The sequence below is a fragment of the Thioclava sediminum genome (assembly GCF_002020355.1).
In the GTDB taxonomy this organism is placed as follows: Bacteria; Pseudomonadota; Alphaproteobacteria; order Rhodobacterales; family Rhodobacteraceae; genus Thioclava; species Thioclava sediminum.
Map to the genome: position 1 here is coordinate 550208 of NZ_MPZV01000001.1, position 21658 is coordinate 571865.

General features: G+C 67.3%; 23 protein-coding genes and 1 tRNA gene. 6 read left to right on the forward strand and 18 right to left on the reverse strand.

Annotated features, from left to right (window positions below):
- Positions 1-4: 4 nt before the first annotated feature.
- From BMI91_RS02430 to BMI91_RS02440, 3 genes are all read right to left on the reverse strand, one after another.
- Positions 5-1579 carry a Re/Si-specific NAD(P)(+) transhydrogenase subunit alpha gene (locus BMI91_RS02430; RefSeq protein ID WP_078599360.1) on the reverse strand — a complete coding sequence of 525 codons (1575 nt, stop codon included), beginning with the start codon at positions 1577-1579 and terminating at the stop codon, positions 5-7.
- Positions 1580-1866: 287 nt separating this feature from the next.
- Positions 1867-2313: a methyltransferase family protein gene (locus tag BMI91_RS02435; protein ID WP_244176536.1), complete on the reverse strand. Its 447-nt coding sequence runs from the start codon at positions 2311-2313 to the stop codon at positions 1867-1869.
- Between the two features lie 8 nt (positions 2314-2321).
- Positions 2322-2810, reverse strand: coding sequence for a hypothetical protein (locus BMI91_RS02440; protein ID WP_078603848.1), 489 nt, complete (start codon positions 2808-2810; stop codon positions 2322-2324).
- A 135-nt stretch (positions 2811-2945) separates the two neighbouring features.
- Here BMI91_RS02440 and moaA point away from each other — a divergent pair, with 135 nt between their 5' ends.
- Both moaA and BMI91_RS02450 read left to right on the forward strand, forming a co-directional pair.
- The gene (gene moaA, locus BMI91_RS02445) at positions 2946-3953 is read left to right on the forward strand and encodes a GTP 3',8-cyclase MoaA (protein WP_078546490.1); all 1008 of its coding nucleotides are present in this window, start codon (positions 2946-2948) and stop codon (positions 3951-3953) included.
- A gap of 152 nt (positions 3954-4105) precedes the next feature.
- Complete coding sequence (locus BMI91_RS02450; protein ID WP_078603849.1) at positions 4106-4513, forward strand: universal stress protein; 408 nt, start codon at positions 4106-4108, stop codon at positions 4511-4513.
- 3 nt (positions 4514-4516) lie between these two features.
- On the opposite strand, the gene BMI91_RS02455 is transcribed toward BMI91_RS02450, so the two are convergent.
- From BMI91_RS02455 to BMI91_RS02485, 7 genes are all read right to left on the reverse strand, one after another.
- Positions 4517-5689 carry a M20 aminoacylase family protein gene (locus BMI91_RS02455; protein ID WP_078603850.1) on the reverse strand — a complete coding sequence of 391 codons (1173 nt, stop codon included), beginning with the start codon at positions 5687-5689 and terminating at the stop codon, positions 4517-4519.
- Positions 5690-5746: 57 nt separating this feature from the next.
- Positions 5747-6589 (reverse strand): energy transducer TonB family protein, encoded by an 843-nt coding sequence (locus BMI91_RS02460; RefSeq protein WP_078603851.1) that lies wholly within the window; start codon positions 6587-6589, stop codon positions 5747-5749.
- Positions 6586-6999 carry an ExbD/TolR family protein gene (locus tag BMI91_RS02465; protein WP_078603852.1) on the reverse strand — a complete coding sequence of 138 codons (414 nt, stop codon included), beginning with the start codon at positions 6997-6999 and terminating at the stop codon, positions 6586-6588. The genes BMI91_RS02460 and BMI91_RS02465 overlap by 4 nt, the downstream gene beginning before the upstream one ends.
- On the reverse strand, positions 6996-7379 hold the full coding sequence (locus BMI91_RS02470; RefSeq protein WP_078603853.1) for an ExbD/TolR family protein: 384 nt from the start codon (positions 7377-7379) through the stop codon (positions 6996-6998). The genes BMI91_RS02465 and BMI91_RS02470 overlap by 4 nt, the downstream gene beginning before the upstream one ends.
- 10 nt (positions 7380-7389) lie before the next feature.
- Positions 7390-8079: a MotA/TolQ/ExbB proton channel family protein gene (locus BMI91_RS02475; protein WP_078603854.1), complete on the reverse strand. Its 690-nt coding sequence runs from the start codon at positions 8077-8079 to the stop codon at positions 7390-7392.
- Positions 8080-8115: 36 nt separating this feature from the next.
- A tRNA-Thr gene (locus BMI91_RS02480) sits at positions 8116-8191 on the reverse strand.
- A 48-nt stretch (positions 8192-8239) separates the two neighbouring features.
- A complete protein-coding gene (locus tag BMI91_RS02485; protein WP_078604450.1) occupies positions 8240-9802 on the reverse strand; it encodes an ABC transporter permease in 1563 nt (520 codons plus the stop codon).
- A 278-nt stretch (positions 9803-10080) separates the two neighbouring features.
- Between BMI91_RS02485 and BMI91_RS02490 the strand changes: the two genes are divergently transcribed.
- A complete protein-coding gene (locus BMI91_RS02490) occupies positions 10081-10956 on the forward strand; it encodes a hypothetical protein (protein ID WP_078569351.1) in 876 nt (291 codons plus the stop codon).
- Between the two features lie 48 nt (positions 10957-11004).
- Here the strand turns inward: BMI91_RS02490 and BMI91_RS02495 are convergent, their stop codons facing one another.
- The gene (locus BMI91_RS02495; RefSeq protein WP_078539603.1) at positions 11005-11256 is read right to left on the reverse strand and encodes a DUF2312 domain-containing protein; all 252 of its coding nucleotides are present in this window, start codon (positions 11254-11256) and stop codon (positions 11005-11007) included.
- 206 nt (positions 11257-11462) lie between these two features.
- Here BMI91_RS02495 and BMI91_RS02500 point away from each other — a divergent pair, with 206 nt between their 5' ends.
- Complete coding sequence (locus BMI91_RS02500; protein ID WP_075774390.1) at positions 11463-11678, forward strand: hypothetical protein; 216 nt, start codon at positions 11463-11465, stop codon at positions 11676-11678.
- A 29-nt stretch (positions 11679-11707) separates the two neighbouring features.
- On the opposite strand, the gene BMI91_RS02505 is transcribed toward BMI91_RS02500, so the two are convergent.
- Entirely contained in the window at positions 11708-13729 is a 2022-nt protein-coding gene (locus BMI91_RS02505; RefSeq protein WP_078603855.1) for an enoyl-CoA hydratase-related protein, read from the reverse strand.
- Positions 13730-13860: 131 nt separating this feature from the next.
- Entirely contained in the window at positions 13861-14199 is a 339-nt protein-coding gene (locus BMI91_RS02510) for a TraR/DksA family transcriptional regulator (RefSeq protein ID WP_078539605.1), read from the reverse strand.
- A gap of 194 nt (positions 14200-14393) precedes the next feature.
- On the opposite strand from BMI91_RS02510, the gene BMI91_RS02515 reads away from it, so the two are divergent.
- Together BMI91_RS02515 and BMI91_RS02520 are read left to right on the forward strand one after the other, a co-directional pair.
- A complete protein-coding gene (locus BMI91_RS02515; RefSeq protein WP_078519514.1) occupies positions 14394-14819 on the forward strand; it encodes a YeeE/YedE family protein in 426 nt (141 codons plus the stop codon).
- Complete coding sequence (locus tag BMI91_RS02520) at positions 14819-15319, forward strand: DUF6691 family protein (protein ID WP_078569353.1); 501 nt, start codon at positions 14819-14821, stop codon at positions 15317-15319. Before BMI91_RS02515 ends, BMI91_RS02520 begins: the two co-directional genes overlap by 1 nt.
- A gap of 42 nt (positions 15320-15361) precedes the next feature.
- Here BMI91_RS02520 and BMI91_RS02525 read toward each other — a convergent pair whose 3' ends face one another.
- The 5 genes from BMI91_RS02525 to BMI91_RS02545 all read right to left on the reverse strand — a co-directional run bounded on the left by BMI91_RS02525 (position 15362) and on the right by BMI91_RS02545 (position 21550).
- Positions 15362-16597, reverse strand: coding sequence for a FliM/FliN family flagellar motor switch protein (locus tag BMI91_RS02525; protein WP_078603856.1), 1236 nt, complete (start codon positions 16595-16597; stop codon positions 15362-15364).
- Between the two features lie 81 nt (positions 16598-16678).
- Positions 16679-19405, reverse strand: a complete 2727-nt coding sequence (locus BMI91_RS02530; RefSeq protein WP_078603857.1) for an ATP-binding protein — start codon at positions 19403-19405, stop codon at positions 16679-16681.
- 1 nt (position 19406) lies between these two features.
- On the reverse strand, positions 19407-19745 hold the full coding sequence (locus BMI91_RS02535; protein WP_078603858.1) for a hypothetical protein: 339 nt from the start codon (positions 19743-19745) through the stop codon (positions 19407-19409).
- Positions 19745-20140 carry a response regulator transcription factor gene (locus BMI91_RS02540; RefSeq protein WP_078539609.1) on the reverse strand — a complete coding sequence of 132 codons (396 nt, stop codon included), beginning with the start codon at positions 20138-20140 and terminating at the stop codon, positions 19745-19747. Before BMI91_RS02540 ends, BMI91_RS02535 begins: the two co-directional genes overlap by 1 nt.
- Positions 20141-20191: 51 nt before the next feature.
- The gene (locus tag BMI91_RS02545; protein WP_078603859.1) at positions 20192-21550 is read right to left on the reverse strand and encodes a helix-turn-helix transcriptional regulator; all 1359 of its coding nucleotides are present in this window, start codon (positions 21548-21550) and stop codon (positions 20192-20194) included.
- Positions 21551-21658 lie beyond the last annotated feature (108 nt).

Sequence of the window (21658 nt, forward strand, 5' to 3'; positions counted from 1 at the left end):
CCTCTTACGACTTCTGGAACATGGCGAGCATGCGCCGGGTGACCATGAAGCCACCGAAGATGTTGATCCCGGCCATGAACACCGAAAGCGCGGCCAGCACGATCACGAGCCAAGAGCCCGATCCGATCTGCAACAGCGCGCCGAGGATGATGATCGACGAGATCGCATTGGTCACAGCCATCAGCGGCGTGTGCAGCGAGTGCGAGACGTTCCAGATCACCTGGAAGCCCACGAAACAGCTGAGCACGAAAACGATGAAGTGCTGCATGAAGCTGGCCGGCGCCACGAGGCCCACGCCCAGAAGCACGATCGCGCCCACGGCGAGCAGCGTCACCTGATTGCGGGTCTGCTTCTTGAACTCGGCCACCTCGGCGGCGCGCTTCTCTTCCGGCGTCAACTCCTTGGCCTTTTCCTTCGGCTTTTGCGCCGCGATCGCGGCCACCTTGGGTTTCGGCGGCGGGAATGTGATCTCGCCCTGATAGGCCACGGTCGCGCCGCGGATCACGTCGTCTTCCATGTCATGAACGACGACACCGTCCTTCTCGGGCGTCAGGTCCGTCATCATGTGACGGATGTTGGTCGAGTAGAGCGTGGAGCTCTGCGTCGCCATGCGGCTCGGGAAATCGGTATAGCCGACGATGGTCACGCCATTGTCGCTCACGATCTTCTGGTCCGGCACGGTCAGTTCGCAGTTGCCGCCGCGCTCGGCGGCGAGGTCCACGATCACCGAACCCGGCTTCATCGCCTCGACCATGTCCTTGGTCCAGAGCACCGGGGCGTCACGGCCCGGGATCAGCGCGGTGGTGATGACGATGTCGATATCGGGCGCCAGTTCGCGGAATTTGGCAAGCTGGGCTTCACGAAACTCCGGCGAGGACGGCGCAGCATAGCCACCCGTCTCGGCGCCGTCTTTCGCGGCCTCCTCGAAGTCGAGATAGACGAACTCGGCGCCCATCGACTCGATCTGTTCGGCCACTTCGGGACGCACGTCGAACGCGTAGGTGATCGCCCCCAGCGAGGTCGAGGCACCGATCGCAGCGAGACCCGCGACGCCTGCGCCCACCACGAGCACTTTCGCCGGCGGAACCTTACCCGCCGCCGTCACCTGACCGGTGAAGAAGCGGCCAAAGTTGTTGCCTGCCTCGAGCACCGCACGGTAGCCCGCGATATTGGCCATCGACGACAGCGCATCCATCTTCTGCGCGCGCGAAATCCGCGGGACCATGTCCATCGCGATCACGTTCGCACCGGTCTTCTCGGCGGCTTTCAGAAGCTCTTCGTTCTGGGCCGGGTAGAAGAACGAGATCAGGGTCTGGCCGGGCTTGAGGCGCTTGACCTCGGTATCGCTCGGCGGGCGAACCTTGATGACGAAATCCACCTCTTTGAACAGCGCGGCGGCGGTCTTGATGACGGTCACATTCGCGGCCTCGTAAGCCTCGTCTGTGAAGCCGGCACGGACGCCTGCCCCGGTCTCGATGAAGCACTCATGGCCCAGCTTTTGCAGCTGCAAAGCCGAGTCGGGCGTCATGGCGACCCGCGCCTCGCCCTCGAAAATCTCCTTTGGAGCTCCGATTTTCACTCTAACTCCCCCTTGGATAGCGGTGCGTTTAGCCGATGGCCTGCGCACCCGGAATCTTGCGTCGTACTCCTTAGCATCGCGCAATAATGTTTCACAAGCACCGATGGGCCGTAAAACCTTGTTAATCGGTCACGGCGCGCCTCACCGGTTCGTGTATACCATTGAATACCGAACTTTTGGGTGATTTATGGTTTAATATCAGAGCGTTAGGTCGTCCATTTTGCGCTGCGACCCGATTGCACCGCCACCAGCTTTTTTGACGGGCGCAGCACTTTGCCGCGGCTCGATCAGAGCCAGCGGCGGGTCCGGGCGCGGTAGGCGGTGTACGCGTCGCCGAAATGCGCGGCGATCCGGGCTTCCTCGCCGAGAATGTAGCGCTGCGTGATGAACCACATGAAGACCGGCACCAGCAGAAGCCCCAAAGGCGCATGCCAGATCAGCGCCAGCCCCGCCAGCACCAGCGCGTCGCCGAGATAGATCGGGTTGCGCGACAGCGCGAAGACGCCGGAGGTCACGAGGTCGGACGGGTCACGGCGCGGAATGAAGGTGGTGCGGTGAAGCAGCATCTGCCCCACCGCGGCCAGCATGAGTGCGAGCCCCAACGCGATCGCGATCATCCCGAGCGCGCGATCATAGCGAAACGGCATCGGCACGATCTGCCCCAGCGCCCAGACCAGCGCCGCGAACAGCACGAGCCAGAGCGGCGGAATGTCGATCTCGCGCAGAGGGTTCATCGCGCTGCTTACAGTTTGTAGACGGTGAGTTCAGGCAGATCGGTCAGCGGCACCTCGAGCAGGCGCAGCGCCGGCAGCGACACTTCCGAGCCCGAGCCAGCCGCCTTGCCCGACGGGATCAGCGTGACCTTCGCGGATTTGCCGGTCTTCGGGTCTTCGATCCGGCCGGGGGTCTCGCTTTTCACCAGCCCGGTCTTCACCCAGAAGCCCGGATCGGCCGGATCGCCAAGGCTCGCGATTGTGGTGCCAAGCTTGGTCTCGCCGCCCATGGGTTTCTTCGCCGCCTCTGCGCGCTGCTCCGCGGTGGTGGTATCAAGGGAATCGGCGGTTTTCGCACTCGGTTTCGGGATCGGGGCCGCGACCGGAGCGGCGGCGTCGGGGGCTGCCGTGGTCGCCGGGCCCGTGGCGTTCGGGCCGTTCAGCCCCAGTGTGGCGCAGCCCGCGATAGGCGTCATCAGCGTAAGCGCCAAGATCGGGCGGGAGAGGGGTTTGCGCATTCGAAATCTCCTTAAAATTTCGTTGAGCCTATGCGCAGTCCGAGGCGACTGCCACCCCCCGCTCTGCGCCCTGCCCGCACGTGATCCACGCGACGACCCTTGCCGCCCCGCCCGCCGCGCCTTACTTTCCGAACCATGGATAACACGCCCCTCATCGACCCCTTCGCCCGCCCTATCGACTATTTGCGGGTTTCGGTCACCGACCGCTGCGACTTTCGCTGCACCTATTGCATGGCCGAACACATGCAATTCCTGCCGAAAAAAGAACTGCTGACGCTCGAAGAACTGGACCGGCTCTGCTCGACCTTCATCCGCCTCGGCGTGAAGAAGCTGCGCATCACCGGGGGCGAGCCGCTGGTGCGGCGTGACATCATGACCTTCTTCCGCTCGATCTCGCGGCATCTGGAGACCGGTGATCTGCGCGAGCTGACGCTGACCACCAACGGTTCGCAGCTTGCGAAATTCGCCGATGATCTCGCGGCACTGGGCATGAAGCGGATCAACGTCTCGCTCGATACGCTCGATGCCGACAAATTCGCGAAGATCACGCGCTGGGGACGGCTCGAACAGGTGCTCAAAGGTCTGGAGGCCGCGAAACGCGCGGGTCTCAAGGTCAAGATCAACACCGTCGCGCTGAAGGGCTTCAACGAGGACGAGCTGTTCACCCTGATCGACTGGTGCGCGGCGGAGGGCTTCGATCTGACCTTTATCGAAGTGATGCCGATGGGCGAGATGGGCGACGATCTGCGGCTCGATCAATACTGGCCGCTCTCGGATGTGCGCAAGGCGATGGCCGAGCGGTTCACCCTGACCGATCTGGCGGAATCGACCGGTGGGCCCGCGCGCTACGTCCGGCTGGAGGAAAGCGGCCAGAAGATCGGCTTCATCACGCCGCTCACGCATAATTTCTGCGAGAACTGCAACCGTGTGCGGGTGACCTGCACGGGCGAGCTGTTCATGTGCCTGGGCCAGGAGGACAACGCCGATCTGCGCGCGCCCCTGCGAGCCAACGAGGACGACGCGGCGCTGGAAGCCGCGATCCGCGAGGCGATCTCGCGCAAGCCCAAAGGCCATGATTTCGACTATTCACGCCAGACCGTCTCGGGCCAGATGTCGCGCCACATGAGCCATACCGGCGGCTGAGCCTCACCGGACCTGCGTCGGCTACGCGCGCGGCGCAGGTCCCGGGCAACTCACGGGAATTTGGTGGCGTGGCTCCCCTCCGGCGTGACCCAAATCAATGCGCAGGGCCAGACCGTCTGGCAGGCTCCCGACAAAGAAAGGGAGCCAAACCAATGTATTCCAACATTCTCGTGCCCGTCGCCTTCGACGAAGATCACAACCCCGATGCCGCGCTCAATGTCGCGCGGGCGCTGGCAGGCGACGGGGCGCGCATCACCTTGCTGCATGTGATGGAAGATGTCCCCGCCTATGCGATCAATTACATGCCCGAGGGTTATGCCGAAGAATTGCGCAAGACGCTGGAGCAAGACCTCGCCACGCGCGCGGCGGATTTCGACGCGGGCGCCTGGGCGATCGTCGAAGGTCAGCCCGGCCATGAAATCCTCGACTACGCCGAAAATATCGGGGCCGATTGCATCGTGATCGCGTCGCACCGTCCGGGCTTTGGCGATTACCTAATCGGCTCGACCGCCTCGCGCGTCGTGCGCCATGCGAAATGCGCGGTCATGGTCATGCGCTGAGGCTCACGCTGGGGGCAGGCGCGCCTCGATCATGCCGACGAACCAGCTTGCGCCCGCAGGCAGGATCGCGTCGTTGAAATCGTATTCCGCGTGATGAAGCGGCGCGCTGGGGCCATTGCCGATGAAGCCATAGGCCCCGGGGCGCACCTCCAGCATATAGGCGAAATCCTCCGCCCCCATCATCGGATCGACGTTGCGATCGCAAGTGCCTGCCACGGCCTCGGCCACCTGCGCTGCGACCTCGGCGGCTGCCGCATCGTTGCGCGTGACGGGATAGCCGCGCCGGTAGTCGACCTCCGCCGTCCCCTCATGCGTCGCGGCCACCCCCTGCGCGATCTCGCGCAGGCGACGCTCGGCCAGATCGCGGGTCTCGGCGCTCATCGTACGCACCGTCCCGCCAAGGCTCACCGAATTGCCAATCACGTTGAGCGCTTTCGAGTCGGTCTCCAGCGTCGTGACCGACAGCACGATCTCCTCCAGCGGATCGGTCGCGCGGGACACGATGCTTTGCAGCGCGAGGATCAGATGCGCGGAAATCGGCACCGGGTCGATCACCTCCTGCGGTTTCGCGGCATGGCCGCCCTTGCCGGTCACCACGATGTCGAAGAAATCCGCCGCCGCCATCATCGCGTCAGGCCGGATGCCGAAGCTGCCCGCTTCCATCCCCGGCATGTTGTGCAGCGCATAGACCTCCTCGATGCCGAAACGCTCCATCAGACCGTCCTCGATCATCGCCTTGGCCCCGGCCCCACCCTCTTCGGCGGGCTGGAAGATCACCACGGCGCGGCCCGCGAAAGCCCGCGTCTCGCAGAGATATTTCGCCGCCGCGAGCAGGGTGGACGTGTGCCCGTCATGGCCGCAGGCATGCATCTTGCCCTCGACTTCGGAGGCATGTTCGGCGCCGGTTTTCTCGCGGATCGGCAGCGCATCCATATCGGCGCGCAGACCGACACAGCGCAGCCCGCCTTGGCGCGTGCCTTGCCCTTCGATCACGCCGACGACGCCCGTGCGCCCGATCCCCTCAACCACCTCATCGCAGCCGAATTCGCGCAGCAGCTCGGCCACGCGCGCGGAGGTCCGCGGCAGATCGTAGAGCAGTTCGGGATTGCGGTGAAAATCGTGCCGCCATGCGGTGGCTTCCGCGTGCATCTCGGCGAAACGGTTCTTGATCGGCATGCTCGCTCCTTGGTTGGCGCTACCCTGCCTCGCTGCGCGTTCGGGTGCAAGCCGCGCTCAGCGGAAGGCCATCGGCAAGGAGAAGCTGTAGCTGGGTTTGCCCAAGCCTTGCGGCGCTGCGGGGAAACGACCCGCCCGGCGCACGGCATCGAGCGCCGCCCGGTCGAGCGCCGCATTGCCCGAGCTTTGCGCCACCGACGCGCCGACGAGCCGCCCGTCGCGCGCGATGCTCAAAGCCACCACCACGCGGCCCGCGCCTGCCCCGGAGGGCGTTTGCTTGGCGCGTTCGATCCGGGCGCGAATTTCGCCGCCCCACGATCCCATCAGGGACCGGATCTGCCCCGCCGAGAGCGTCGCCGCCGGGGCCGCGCGCCGGTCGCCTGCGGCCCCTTTGTCGCCCTGCCCCTTCGCCTGCTGCTTCGGTTGGGCGGGGGCGGGCTGCGAGGCCTGTTTCTTCGCGGGCGCTTTGGGCTTCGGCTTCGCCGGTTTCGGCGCAGGCGGCGTGGGCTTGGCCTCGGGCCGCGGCATGTCGGGCGGCGTGGGTTCGGCCTGTTCGGGCAGCGCCGCATCGGGCGCAGGTGGCGCGGTCAGCGTGGGGGCTGCGGCAGTCTGCGGCGCGGTCTCGACCGGCTCGGTCGGGGCTTCAGGTGCTTCGGGCGCGGTTGGCGCCTCAGGCTGCGTCGCCGCGACCTCCGTCTCGACCTCGGGCGGGCGCTCCCACTCGGCCACGCGCGCGGCCATGGACGGCGAAGACGGCGCAAGCGAGACGAGCGCCTCGCCCCCGTCGCCTGCCGATTGCGCCCCGCCCGCAGGCGCAGGCTCCCAGACCATCAGCACGCCCGCATGGACCGCCAAAGCCGCGCCGAGCGCGCCCGCGAAAGCCAACCCGCGCAGCGTCATTTGTCCCGCACCACGAGTTTGAGATCGGTGAAACCGAGACCCGCCAGCTGCGGCATCAGCTTCGCCAGCGCGTCGCCGGGAAGCTGCCCGTCCGCGCGCAGCGTCAGGCTGTCGGCGCAATCGCCGCAGTCCGCTCGCGCATCCTGCGCAGCCGCCCCCAGCGCCGCAATCGCCGCGTCGCCCCGCGCCTCGCCATAGGCGATATCGCCTTCGGAATTCGCGAACAGGACCAGCGCGCCGGGATCGGCCTTGCCCTCGCCCGAAGCCTCGGGCGGGGTCACCTCGAAGGGCGTCGGCTGGGCGAGCGTCGCAGCCAGCAGGAAGAAGATCAGCAGCAGGAAGACCACGTTGATCATCGGCAAAAGCGGCTCGGGCAAGCTGCGTCGAGGCGGATCGGTGAAGAGCCTCATGGCACCAGCACCAGATTGCTCAGCCCCGCGCCGCGCAACGCCTCGATCACCTGCGTCAGCGCGCTCAGATCGCCCTCTTTGGGACGTAGCACGACCGGATCGGAAGGCTGTTCCACCAGCGGCTGCAGCGCGCCTGCCAGATCGGAGAGCGCGACCACCTGCCCGTTCAGGCTGACCGTACCGCCTTCGCCCACATCGACCAGACGCGGCGGGCCGGACCATTCCGCGCCAGACGTGCCGCCACCCAAGGTCAGGTCCAGCGTGCGCTCCACCCCAAAGCGCGAGGCGAGCATGAAGAACACCAGAAGCAGGAAGACCACGTCGATCATCGGCGTCAGCGCCGGGCGACGGCGGGGGCGCGGTTGACCGAAGGCGAACATCGCGCGCGCCTCACTCGGCGGCGGCGCGGGGCCGCTCGGTGAGCGTGGCGGGCGCGCGGGCGAAAATGCGGGTCGCGGCGTCTTCCATGTCGTGGCGCAGGCGGTCCACCACCGCGTCGAAGCCCGACAGCGCGATCTGCGCCGGGATCGCCACGGCCATGCCCGCCGCCGTCGTCAAAAGCGCCTCCCAGATGCCGCCCGCAAGCGTCGCCGGATCGGCCTGAACGCCTGCCTCCTGCAACGCGCGGAAGGCCGCGATCATCCCCGCGACCGTGCCCAGAAGCCCCAGAAGCGGGCCGATCACCACGGCCAGTTCCAGTGCGCGAAGCCCCGAGCGTGCGCGCGCCAGAAGATCGCGCGCGACGCGGCCCGTTTCGGCCTCGGCCCCGGCCCGATCGAGCTGCGGATCGCGCAGGCTCGCCATCGCGGCACGGGCCAGCTGCGCGCGCAACGAGCGCCGCCCGGCCAGAGCCGCCTCGGCCCCGTCGGGATCGCCTGCCGCCCAGGCCGCAATCGCCGCCTGGCTATGCGCCCCGCCCGACCACGCGCCAGCGGCCAGCAAATCCCAGATTTTCCAGATAATCACCGCGAGCGAGATCACGGACAGCGCCGCGATCGCCCACATCGCCGGACCGCCCAGTACGAGCGCATCGAACATGCGCCCCGGAAGAGCTCCGGAAATCTGAGCGGCAGCTTCCATCGCGCCCTCCAATGCACGCCCACAGGCGCGGTGAGGTGGTGCCGGCGGAGGGACTCGAACCCCCGACCCCCTGATTACAAATCAGACGCTCTACCAACTGAGCTACGCCGGCGTGACGGGCCCGCAATAGCGCGGCTTGGAAATTCGCGCAAGACGCCGCTCAGCGGGAACGGGCAAGATCGGCGCGGGCTTGATCTGCGCGGGCGAGGATCGCGACCGCGACCAGCCCCACCGCGCAGACCAGAAGTGCGGCGGGCGAGGCATCGCCGAGGTTCTCGAGGCTCGCCTTTTCCTGCGTGCGCGTGGCCAGCGTCTCGAAATTGAACGGGCGCAGCAGCAGCGTCGCGGGCAGTTCCTTCACGCAATCGACGAAGACCAGAAGCAACGCCGAGCCAACCGAGCCGCGCATCAGGGGCAGGTAGAGGCTGCGCAGAACGCCGCCCGGCGTGCGCCCCAGCGAACGCGCGGCCATCGGCAGCGAGGGCGGCACGCGCCCGAAGGCGGCGTCGCTCGCGCCTTGGGCGATGGCGAAGAATCGCACGACATAGGCAAGGATGATCGCGAAGGCCGAGCCCGTCAGCAGCAGCCCGGGATCGTGGCCGGTGATCGCCAGCACGGTGTCGGCCAGCATGTGATCGAGACCGGCGAGCGGGATCAGGATGCCGACCGCCAGCACCGCCCCCGGCGCGGCATAGCCCAGTGTCGTCAGCGGCAGCACCGCGCGCGGCAGGCGCTGCCCCGACAGGCGCACCCCGTAGACCATGAACAGCGCGAGCGTCACCGTGATCGCGGCCGCCGCCCCTCCGGTCAGTATCGTGTGCCACAGCGCAAGCCCGAGGCCCCGGCCGAACCACGCCTCGGGATTGGCGAGCGCATGACCGCCCATCACCGCGACCGGCAGCACGAAGCCCAAGGCCACCGGGAGCACGCAGGCCAGCGTCGCCACCCAGCCAGCCGCGCCTTTCAGACGTTGTGGCTGCACCGGGCGGGCCTGACGCGCGCTTTGGTAATAGTGAACGCGGCGGCGCGAGAGCTTCTCGAGCATAAGAAGCGCAAGGACGATCCCGAGGATTACCAGCGCGAGCTGCGCGGCCCCGCCCGCATTGCCGCCCGAAAGCCATGTCGAGAAGATGCCTGTCGTCAGGGTCTGCACGCCGAAATGATCGACGACGCCGAAATCCGCCACCGTCTCCATCATCGCGATCGCGGCGCCTGCGGCGATGGCGGGACGCGCAAGCGGCAGGCCCACGCGCCAGACCATCCCCCACGGCCCGGTGCCGAGGGCGCGGGCGACCTCGTAGCTGGCGCCGGATTGCTCGCGCAGGGCCGCGCGGGTGATCAGGTAGATATAGGGGTAAAGCGCGGCCGAGAGCACGACCACCGCCGCCTCGCGCGAGCGGATCTCGGGGAACCAGTAGTCACGCGCCGAGGCCCAGCCGAAAGCGCCGCGCATCGCGGTCTGCACCGGGCCGGAATAGTCGAGGAAATCGGTGAGGGCGTAAGCGCCGACATAAGCCGGGATCGCGAGCGGCAGAAGCAGCAGCCATTGCAAGATGCGATGCCCCGGGAAGCGATACATCACGACAAGCCACGCAGCCCCTGCCCCGACAGCTGACGCCAGAAGCCCCACGCCGCCCGTCAGCACCGCCGTATTGATCAGGTAACGCGGCAGCACCGTCGCGATCAGATGCGGCCAGACATTGTCGCGCGGATCGAGCGCCATCCACCCGACAGCCAGGATCGGCGCCAACACCAGCACCGCGATCACCACGGCCCCGAGCGACCACAGCCCACCCGCCGCACGCAAGCGTCCGCGCAGGGCAGGCGCAGGGGGGATAGAGAGGGATTGGATGGATTTGGGCACGGGCTTTCCCGATCAGTTTTGTCGGAATTGTCTCGCCCCTCCTACCCCGAAACACATTTGCCTGTCCAGAACGGAGCGGCTAGAGTGAGCGCCAACAATAAAGGCTTGACCGGCCAGACGATATTGAGGCGCGCAGAATGAAAGTCGTTTTCCATCTCGGAGCGCATTCGACCGATGAAGATCGCATCGTGGGCGCGCTTTCGAGCAATGACCGGCTCCTCGAGTCTCACCGCATCGCCGTGCCCGCCCCCCGCAGCTATCGGATGGTGCTGCGCGATGCTTTGGTCTCGCTGAAAGGCGGCCCTGCGCCGCAGGATGTGCAGGACGCAATCATCGAGGCGAGCACCGAGGCGCCGGTGCTGGATCGGCTGGTGTTCAGCCACGCGTTTTTCCTGTGCATCCCCGAGCGGGTGATCACCAAGCGCGGCTTCTACGCGATGGCGCCGGGCAAGCTCGCACCGCTCGCGAACCTCTTTCCCGATGCGGAGACCGAGTTCCATCTCGCGCTGATCAACCCCGCGAGCCTGATCCCGCAGTTGGTCGCCCGGCTGCCCAAACGCAGCTACGAGCAGATCATGGAAGGGCACGACCCGCGCGAGCTGCGCTGGGAACCGCTGATCCGTCAGATGGTGGAAGCCGCGGGCGGGCGGCGCTTCGTGATCTGGTGCAACGAGGATTTGCCGCTGATCTGGCCCGAAGTGCTGCGTTCGGTCGGCGGATTGCCCGAGGATCAGGCGCTCAAGGGCGACATGATGGTGCTGCGTCAGATCATGCCCGAGGAGGGGATCGAACGGCTGCGCAGCTATTTCGCCGCGAACCCGCCGAAATCGGTGCTGCACCGGCGCAAGATCGTGGCGGCCTTCCTCGACAAATACGCCCAGCCCGAGGCGCTCGAGATCGAGGCACCGCTGCCGGGCTGGACCGATGAGCTGGTCGACGAGATCACCGCACAATACGATGCCGACGTCGCTGCGATCGCGCGGATGCCCGGTGTGGAATTCATCGCCCCCTAAGCAAAGGGCGCGGTTCGCGCCGGATCATCGCCCGGCGCGCAATGGCGCTCAGCCCATCCCCAGCGCGGATTTGTAGAGGTCGAGAATCGCCTCTTCCTCGGCCACGTCATCCTTGTCGCGTTTGCGCAGGGCGACGATCTTCTTGAGCACCTTGGTGTCATAGCCGCGGGCCTTGGCCTCGGACATGATGTCCTTCTGCTGCTCGGCGATGTCTTTCTTCTCGGCTTCGAGGCTCTCGAACTGCTCGACAAACTGACGCAGCTCATCGGCGGTGACATTGTAGGCGGCATCGTTGGGCATGGGCCTCTCCTGCTTGCGAACGGGGGTCGGCGCTCTGACTAGCCCGAGCGTCTGCGCGCATCAAGAGGCGGCGCGCGCGGATCGGCGGGTTATGGGAGGACGCCCGCCCCTCCCGCTTCTTCCCGCAAGATTACGGGCGCCCGCGTTTTTCTTGCCATACACCCGGCGACGGGCTAGGCAGGCGCGCGCAACTTTCGGAGGCCGCAATGGAAAATCTGATCTGGGCAGGGGCCGTCGTCTCGGTGATCGGGCTGTTCGGCATCCTCTATTGCATCGTCAAAGTGGCCAGCGCCAAACGCGCCGGCCTGCCCGACGAAGAGCTGCGCGCACGGCTGCAAAAGATCATCGCGATCAATATGGGCGCGCTTTTCGTGTCGGTGATCGGGCTGATGATGGTGGTGCTGGGCATCTTCCTCGGCTGAGGCGGCCCTGCCCCTTCAGGCACGCCCCCTCACGCGTCGTCGAGATCGGCGAAGCATTTGCCGTTGCGGATCAGCACATCCCATAGCGTGACCGGCTCGGGCGCGCCCTCTTCGGCCAGCTCGCGCAGCAGCTTGCGCGTCCCAAGAAGGCCCGCGCGGTCGGCGGCGAACATCACGCCACCCATCTGCGGCGCGAAGCCCAGCACATGTCGTGCCGCGACGTCGATATCGCCCGCCCGATGCGCCTGCGCGTGCTGCAAGAGCCCCGCGCCGCAATTGGCAAGCTCGGCCAGAATCCGGGCGCGGATGCGCGCATTGGACAGACGGCGCGGCACGATTCCGGCCTCGTCGCGCAAAGCCGTGAGCGCCTCGGCCTGATCGGGCACCGGGCGCGGCGTGCCCTCGGACCAATCGTAAAAGCCCTGTCGCCGCGCGCCGGTCGCAGCGGCATCGAGCGCGAGCAGGCTGAGAAGCGGGCCGAACGGGCGATGCAGCCGCACGAAATCCTCCAGCACGGCGTCGACGCCCAGCCGGTCGGCCAGCTCCAGGGGCGGGCGTGTGCCGCCTGCCTCGCGGATCGCCGCATCGACCTGCGCGACCGAAGCCCCGGCCAGCACCGCGCGCTCTGCCGCGGCGATATAGGCGACGCGCAGATGATCGGCGATGCCGCCCGCGCCGGGACCGCCGCGTAGAACCTGCGCCCCGCCCTGCCGCAGCAGCCCCGCCATCGCGTAGAGATCGGCAGGCAGCGCGCCCTCGGGCGGCACGAGCTCACACAGATCGCCGGTGCAGCGCAGCCCGAAGTCCTCCGCGCCGTCAGCCAGATCATCGGCGTTGCGCGCGCTCAGCGGCGCGGGCGGGAAATTTCCTTTGCCCGAGGCGATCAGCGCATCCGAGCCCGACAGCCCCTCGCGGGTCATCGCCGCGCCAAGCCGCGCCCAATCGGCCTCGCGAATGTCGGGTGACAGAGCGCCGGACTGCACCGCGATCTCCTGCTTGCGCGCGATATCGGCAAATGCCGTCTCGATCGCGGCGGGGTCGCTTGCGCCGAACACGACTTCGTGCCCGGCGGCAAGCAAGCCTCCGGCCATCGCGGCGGGCTGATCCCAAAGGCCGATGCGCAGCGGCGCGGGCGCGGTAGGCGTGCCCTCGCCGGGCAGATGCGCGGCGCGGCGCGTGGCCCGTGCGGCGTGGCGCAACGCCTGTGACAGCGGCGCCTCGAGCAATTCCTGCAAGGCGACCGCCTCGACATCGAGCGCCTCGTCGAGCGGCAGCAACAGCGCGCCTTCGACCACTTCGAACAGGCGCGCGCCGACCGGCGCAAGCGCGCCCTTTCCCAGCTGTGCCCGCAGCGGCGCGAGATCGTTGAGATAGGTTGCGGGATCGTCGAGCGCGGTATCGGTGCGCGGTACACCCTCGGCGATCAGCATATCGAGAGCGGCGGCAATCTGGCTGCGATCGGTCGCGCCCAGCACAAGATCGCATTGGCCCTGCGCCCGGGCGGGCTCGGCCTCGACCTCCTCACCGGCGGCCACGATCGCAAGCGCCCGCGCACCGCCGATCCGCCGCGCGAGCCGCACGAGGCCGCCTGCACCGACGAAGCCGCCAAGCGCGAATTCCGGTGCCGCAAAACAGGTATCAGGATCGGCGATGCGCAGATCGGCGGCCTGCGCCAGCGCCATCGAGCCGCCCGCGATCCGCCCGGAGAGCCGCGCAAGCACCGGCAGGTCGAGCGCCCCGAGTCGTCGGCAAAGCTCCGACAGGCTCGGCACCTCTTCGCCCTTCGCCGGGCGCGGCGTGATCGCGTCGAAATCTTCCAGCGGATCGGGTGCGCAGGGCCAGCCCGAAGCCCCGCCCTGCAGGACCAGACCGCGCAGGCTCTTGTCGCCTTCGACCCGGTCGAGCACGCCGCCGATCGCGCGGCGCATCTGGGCCGTGATACCGGCCCGCGCGCCCTGATCGTCAAGCGCTGCGAGCGTCAGCCAAGCCAGCCCGTCCTGTGTGCGAAATTTCACCCGGTTCGCCATCGTCCCCCACTTGTGGCGGGGCATTCCGTGCGATCCACCGCCGCGCGAAGTTTAAAGCGAAGCAGGTTCAAAACAAAAGGGAAATCGCGCATCCCCGGGGGAGGCGCGCAGGGGCAATTGACTGCCCTTGCCCCTTTGAAACGGTAGGCCAGAGGTTACTGGCGGGTCGCCTTCGCGCCCGGTGCATGCGCCCGGCAAAACGGTGTTGCGGGCAGCAGATCGAGCCGTGCCTCGTCGATGCGCTCGCCGCAGGTGACGCAATAGCCGTATTCGCCCGCCTCGATCCGGGCCAGGGCGGCGTCGATCGCGCGGATCTCGGACTGCGCCGACTGGCCGAGGTCTTCGAGAACCTCGTCGCTCTCATGCTCGATCGCGGCGTCGTCCCAATCTTTTTCTTCGTGGCTCTCAAGCTCGGATTCGACCTGCGCCATCCGTTCCGAGAGTTGCGCCCGGCGGGTTTCGAGTTCGCTCTTGCGCGTTTCAATCGACTTCATCCTGTCCTCCTTGATCGATACAACCACCTAAACAGGCAAGCATTTATCCGCCTTGACGCAAATCAACCGGTCGCACTCACGCACATATGCAGATATCAAATTGCTTGCACCGTCACGGGCGTGAGGTCTAGCATTACAACTCTGACGGGTCCGGGAGAGCCCGTTCGATCCGCAATTGAGCACAGGGAGAGCTCATGCATCAAGATTGGATTTGGGGCCTCGTCGGAGGCCTGATGATTGGCGCGGGCGCTGGCCTGTTTCTGCTGGTCAACGGCCGGATCATGGGCGCAAGCGGCATTATCGGCGGCTTGGTCGACGGCTCGGGCCGCGAGACTGTGTCCGAGCGCGTGGCCTTCCTCGGCGGGCTGATCGCGGTGCCACCGCTTCTCGTGCCGCTTTACACAACAGTCGACACCCATATGACCAGTTCCGTCTGGGTGATCGTAGCCGCAGGCCTGATGGTGGGCCTGGGCACGCGGATCGCGAATGGCTGCACCTCGGGCCACGGCGTCTGCGGCATCTCGCGATTTTCGCTGCGCGGGATCGTCGCCACCGCCTTCTACCTGCTCGGCGGTGCGCTGGTCCTCGTGATCTTCCGGCATTTTCTGGGAGTGATCTGATGCGCAATTTCTTCGCATTCCTCTCGGGAGGGCTGTTCGGCGCGGGGCTTCTCGTGGCGGGCATGGTCGACACGAAAAAGGTGCAGGGCTGGCTCGACGTTTTCGGCGATTGGGACCCGACGCTGGCCTTCGTGATGGGCGGCGCGGTGAGCGTGATGTTCTTCGTCTGGATCTTCGCGAAGCGCCGCGAAACCTCGATGCTGGGCTCGCCGATGCCGGGGCCGTTTCCGCGGCTCGTGGATCGCAATCTCGTGCTCGGCTCGCTCCTGTTCGGCGCGGGTTGGGGCCTTGCGGGGCTCTGCCCCGGCCCCGCGATGGGCTCGCTGTCCTTCAATGGCTGGGAAGGCTGGCTGTTCCTGATCGCGATGGGGGTCGGGATGGCGCTCGCACCGCGGGCGAAAGCGTGGCTGAGCGTTCTGGATCGCAGCACGCTGGAAGTGCCGCCCTGCGAGAACGGGACCAAAGAGGCGTCCGCGACCTCCGCGACGCGCGGCGCGTAAGTCGCCGCAGCCTGCATTCGCGCCCCCATCGCGGGGATGCGATCACATGCCCGATTGAATCTTGAGCGGCGGCAGCGCGTCGTCGTCTTCTGTCGAGGAGAGCGCATCAAGATCGAGTGGCTCTCCAAAATCCATGTCGGGTTCAAGCCCGTCAAACCCGCGCGGCTCGGGCGCGTGGGCGGCATCGACGCCACACTCAGGGTCATATGCCGGATCGAGCGGGTCGCCGAGGCTGGACAGGCCCGGCACCTCGTCGAGCGTCGGAGCCTGCGCATAGGGCGACGCCCCGGCATCGAACGTCTCAGCCCCCCGGCCAACGCCATTCGCCGACTCGTCTTCATCGCGCAGGCGCAGCGCACGTAGCCCGTGGCTTTGGCCGAGACGGGCGAGCGAGAGCTTGCGCCGTCCCTGCGCCTCGAGCGTGATCTTCTCCAACGCGTCCTCCGGGATCGGGATCTCTGTGCCGGGGCGCAGTGTCAGCACGGTAGACAGTGGCAGCGTGACGCGGTGCAGGACCGCTTCGAGCTGCGCGGAGGCCGCCAGAATGGAGCGTTCGAACGTGTCGGACCAGTCGCGCGCGGGATCTTCGAGCGTGAAGCTTTCCGCCTTGGGCCCCGCACCGCCCTCCGGATTTTCGCCCGCCGCCGGGGCCGCGCAGCGCATCGCCCCGCCCCGCCCTTCGCGCGGAACCGCCCAGAGGAAGCCGCCGCTGCGTTCGCCCCCGGTGCCGAAGCCAAGCTGCCCCGTCCAGACCCGGTAGCTGACATCTTCCAGCAGCAGGCCAAGCGGCCGGGGATCGTCGAGATGCGAGGCGAAGCGGAAGCCCCCAGCCCAGGAAATCGCCGGGTCGCTGATCAAGCCCTCCTCGATCTCGGCCAGCACCGCATCGACGAAATCGGCGGCGATGGCGGCATCGATCCGGGTGGGTTTGCGGGGGGCAGGCATGGTCTTGCCGAACCGTCCCATCGTCTGCATCTCGATCAGCGTGGCCAAGGTGGCGGGCGGCAATGCGAGCACGCCAAGCGCCTCCCCCGGCCCTTCGATAACCGCGAGCAGCGACAGATCTTCGAGCATCTCGGGCAGATCGGCGAGTGACCGCGTCGCCTCCTCGATCGAAGCGACCTGCAGCGGCAGCTCGAGCATGTCCTGCGCGACCTTGGACAGCGCGAGCGTGATCGCGCGCGCAGGCGTGATCGGGGCCGTGCCCGCACCCGCCTTCGCCGCCTCGGTCTTGCGCCGCAGCACCGATGTCTCGCGCTCGTGAACCATGGCCTCCATCCACCCGCCTTCGGGGTCTCATGGCTCAGCTTTGCCCGATCGAGGTTTACAAAACGTTGAAAATACCAAGAGTTTCGAGGCTTAGCGCGAAAGGGCTGCGCTCTCGGGCGGCTGATCGGAGGGCGCGCGCTGATCCCTGCGCCTCAGCGGCAGACTGATACGGAATGCGGCCCCGCCCTGCCCCGGCACGTAGTCGATCGTGCCGCCCAGATTGGTCATGATCTCGCGGCAGATCGCGAGGCCGAGGCCCGCGCTGCCGGCGCGGCTTTGATCGGTCAGGCGGGCGAATTTCTCGAAGATCAGCTTCTGGCTCTTCTTCGGAATGCCCGCGCCGTTGTCGATGAAGTCGATCTGCACCCGCTTGCCCCGGCGCTTCACCTCGATCCGCAGCACCGCCTTCTCGGCATCGCAATACTTCCGCGCGTTCGAGATCAGGTTGATCATGACCTGCACCAGCCGGTCGGCATCGGTGAAGATCGGCATGTGCTCGGTCGGGAAATCGCGCTCGATGCGGAAGGCGCGCTCGGGCTGGGTCGAGGAGGCCGATTGCACCGCGCGGTTGATCAGGTCGTGCAGATTGGCGACCGAGACATTGAGCTGTGCGCGGCGGTTCTCCAGCACGGAAAGGTCGAGCAGATCGTCGAGCAGACGCGTCAGACGGCGCGCTTCCTCATGGATGATCTCGGCATATTGCGCGCGCATCGAATCCGGCAGATCGGGCTCCATCAGGATTTCCGAGAAGGCGCGGATCGAGGTCATGGGCGTGCGCAGCTCGTGGCTGATCTGGCTGAGGAAGCTGTCCTTCTGCACCGATAGATCCTGCAGCTTGTCATTGGCCTCGCGCAGCGCCCGCGCCACCCGCGCGAGCTCCTCGGATTTCGCCTCGAGCCGCGCGGTGTATTCCTTGGCCTCCGCCGTCTCGCCCGCCACGGCGATCAGGTCCTGCATCGACACCGAGGTGCCCCCGGTGAGCTGCGCGATCATCGCATGCGCCGTCGAGGCCCCGACCGAGCCCGCCAGTTTCCGCTCCAGCCGCGCGAGGAAATCGGGCGTGGTGTCGGGCAGGAACCCGGCCTTGCCCTGCCCCGCCGCCTGCGCCTGGAAGAAGTGCTGCGCAGGCTCGGCCCCGAGGATGCGCTGCGACATCGACAACAGGTCCTCGGCCTCGGCGCCGCCTTGCACCCAGGAACGCGCGGCGGGGCTTTGATCGTAGATATTGACGAAGGCCACGCCCTGCAGCCGCTCCATCGGGCCGGGGAAGGACAGCATCGAGAAGACCAGAAAGGCGAGCGTGTTGAACAGCAGCGACCAGAACAGGGCGTGCAGCAGCGGGTCGAGCCCTGCGATCCCGAACAGCGCGTGCGGGCGTAGCCATTCGAACCCGAACAGCCCGTGATCCAGCACGATCTGCGGTATCAGCCCGGCATCGCCCACCGAGGGCAGAAAGAGCGTATAGGCCCAGAGCGCGAAGCCGATCACCAGCCCCGCCGCCGCCCCCACATGGGTCGCGCCGCGCCAGAAGATGCCGCCGATCAGCGCGGGCAGAACCTGCGCCGCGCCCACGAATGCGATCAGGCCGATCGCCGCCAGCGCCTCGGAGCCGCCAGACATCCGGTAATAGGCATAGCCCATCGCCAGTACCGCGATGATCGAGACCCGGCGCGAGGCCAGAACCAGCCCGCGCACATCGCCCTGGGCGCGCGGGCCTTCGCGGCGCAGCGCCAGCCACAGCGGCGTCACGATATGGTTCGAGACCATCGTCGCGAGCGCAATGGCAGCGACGATCACCATCGACGTCGCCGAGGAAAATCCGCCGAGGAAGGCCAGCAGCGCCAGCTTCCCCTGCCCCTCGGACAGCGGCAGCGTCAGCACGAACAGATCGGGGTTCGCGCCCTCGGGCATCCGCTCCAGCCCCATAACCGCGATCGGCACGACGAAGAGGCTCATCAGCATCAGATAGGCCGGAAAGGCCCAGCTTGCGGTCGCGAGGTGCCGCTCGTCGACATTCTCCACGACCAGCACCTGAAACATGCGCGGCAAGGTCAGGATCGCGGCCGCGGAGACAAAGGTCAGCCCCGCGAAGCGTCCCGGATTGAGATCCCATTCCGCGATCTTCGAGGCGTCGATCCGCGAGAGCATATCCATTGGCCCGCCGCCCAGCCCCCAGACGACGAAGACCCCCACCGCGACCAGCGCGACCAGTTTCACCACGGCCTCAAGCGCGATGGCGGTGACGACGCCATGGTGCCGCTCGTTCGCATCGAGGTTTCGGGTGCCGAAGAGGATGGTGAAGATCGCAAGCCCGCCCGCGATCCACAGCGCCGTCGCCCCTTGGTCGGGCAGCGCCCAGCCCTCGGGCGTGCCAGCCGCGAAGACGCCGAAGCTCAGCGTCACCGATTGCAGTTGCAGCGCGATGTAGGGCGTGGCGGCGGCGACCGACATCAGCGTGACGATGACGCCCAGCGTGTTCGACTTGCCGTAGCGGCTGGAAATCAGGTCCGCGATCGAGGTCACGCGATGGGTGCGCCCGATCCGCACCAGCTTGCGCAGCACCCACCACCAGCCGACGAAGACCAGCGTCGGGCCAAGGTAGATCGTCAGGAATTCCAGCCCCGAGCGCGCCGCATAACCGACCGCGCCGTAGAAGGTCCAGGCGGTGCAGTAGATCGACAGCGAGAGCGTGTAGATCACCGGCGAGCGCAGGAAGCGCAGGCGGCGGCGCTGCGCCCGACGTTCGGCTACGAACGCTACCGAGAAAAGCACGATCACATAGGTCAGGCAGACCGCGACGAGATTGTTGAAGGGCATCTCAGCCCTCCGGCGGCGGCGCGTCCGACGCGCGGTCAGTGGGTGCGACGTCGGTCGGGGCCTCGCCCTCGCCATTGCCTTCGGGCACGTCCTCTGCGTTGAGCACCGGACCAAGCCCGCGGGCAATTGCGAAAGCCGCTACGATCAGCACGATCCAGACCGCGAAAAGGTAGAGCCCGCCGCGCCCGGTGTCGGGCACAGGGGTCTGCGCCGGGTGCCACAGACCCGGCATCATGATCAGCACCAGCCCGACAATCGGCAAAAGCCGCGCCGCATCCATCAGGCGGCGGCGGCGATAGGAACGGCGGGCAAGAAAGAGCGGCTGGCCCGTCTGCGGCATCAGGCGGGCTCCCGGCGCGCTGCGCCCCCGCCAGTGATCGCTTCGAGCTGGTCGAGCACATCGCCATTGGCAAATGGCTTGGCGAGGAAGGCCGTCGCACCGGCGCGGGTCGCCGCATCGCGGTCGCGCCCCTGCCCCCGTGCGCTGAGCATCAGAACGGGCAAATCACGCAGCGCGGCATCCGCGCGCATATCGGCAAGGATTTCGAGACCGGAGCGCCCCGGCAGCATCAGATCTAGGATGATTGCATCGGGCGGATCGCCGATGATGCGCGCCATTGCCCGCGCGCCGTCTTCGAGCACCGACACCGTCCAGCCCGCACGCGTCAGGATGAACCGGATCGCTTCCGCGATATGCGGCTCGTCCTCGATCAACAGCACCTGTCTTTGCGCCATAGCCATCCCCCTCACCCGACTATCGCCACCGTGTCGCGCCCTGTCAAACCCTCACGCCCTCCCCGCCGACGCATCCGCGACGATCGAGGGCTCGCGCCGCCCCGGACACTCGCCACGCGGGCAGATCCGGCACGACGCGCCGATCGGACGCGCCGGTGCATCAGCGCTCTGTGCGGGGGCTGGCAGGATCAGCATGGTGGCGCGCATCAGCACGGGACCGTCGAACCCCGTCGGGCGCGGCTCGGAGACGGCATAGGTCAGGAAGCGTTGCGGCAAGCGCCCCGCCATATCGACCAGCGCCCGGATCGGCTGCATCGGCCGTGCAAGCGCCTCATAAAGCGGCCAGAGCGGACAGGCCGCGGCGAAGCGCGGCAGCAGGAAACCGGGGGCTGCGCGGCGGAAGGTCAGGGTGCCCGAGCCGTCGCAGACCACCAACCCCGGTTGGCCAAGCCCCGGCGCGCCCTCTGGCAACGCCGCGAGCCGCCGCAAGACCTGCGCGAGCGGCACGGCAAAGCGCACCGCCAGCGCACCCGGATCGGGGCCGAGCTCGGCCAGCGCCGCCAGCACCGGGTCCAGCGGCAAGGCCCGCGCATCCTCCGCCTGCCGCTGCAAATGGCCGCGCGCGAGTTCCCGGGCCGCCGAGGACGCCAATTCCGGCGCACCCGCGATCAGCTCGGCCGGCTCGGTCCCGCCTCCCTCCAGTTCCGGGAAATGCCAGCCGCGCGCCTCGAGCCACGCCTCCAACTGCTCCTGCGGCGAGGACAGGCCGGTCTCCGCAGTTTCCATCTCGTCGAGATAGCCGACCAGCGCCTCGGCCGTTCCCGACAGGCGCAGGCTTTCCTCCTGGATCGTGTTAAGAAACCGCGCGCGCCATTCCGGCTCGATATCCTCGGTCTCGACAAGGATCGCGGCGGTGGAGCGCAGCGAGGTCACGGCAGAGAGCACCTCATGCAGCGAAGTCAGCAGGAACGGGTCCTGCGCCATCCGCTCGGCATAGGTTTCGACCACGCGCTCCAACTCGGCCAGCCGCGCCTGACGGTTCACCAGAAGCGCGGCCCATGCGGGAAAGCGACCGACGAATTCCTCGATCCGGTCGAGATCGGGCGCGGCTTGGCTGGTACCACCTGCGCCATTGCCGCCGCCTGTCTCGGCCAGTTCCAGCGACGCGACCGCTTCGCGCAGCCCTGCGAACAGCGCGCCCTCTGCCCCCTCGCCCAGCGTGACCGGATCGACGCCCATCGCGCCCGCGATCCGCTCGATCAGCGCATCGCTGACCCGGCGGCGGTTGTGTTCGATCAGGTTGAGATAGGCTGCCGAAATCCCGGAGGCCCGCGCCAGTTCAGCCTGCTTCAAGCCAAGCGCATTGCGCCGCTCGCGGATGCGGGTGCCGGTCAGCGGGGAACGGGCCATGTAAACTCCTCCTGCACCCGTTTTTACAAACAAGTGCAGAAGAAGAAAATAGTTTTACAGCGGTTTACAGGACCTCAGCAGGATCCCGTACCTGAGGGCGCGACCGTG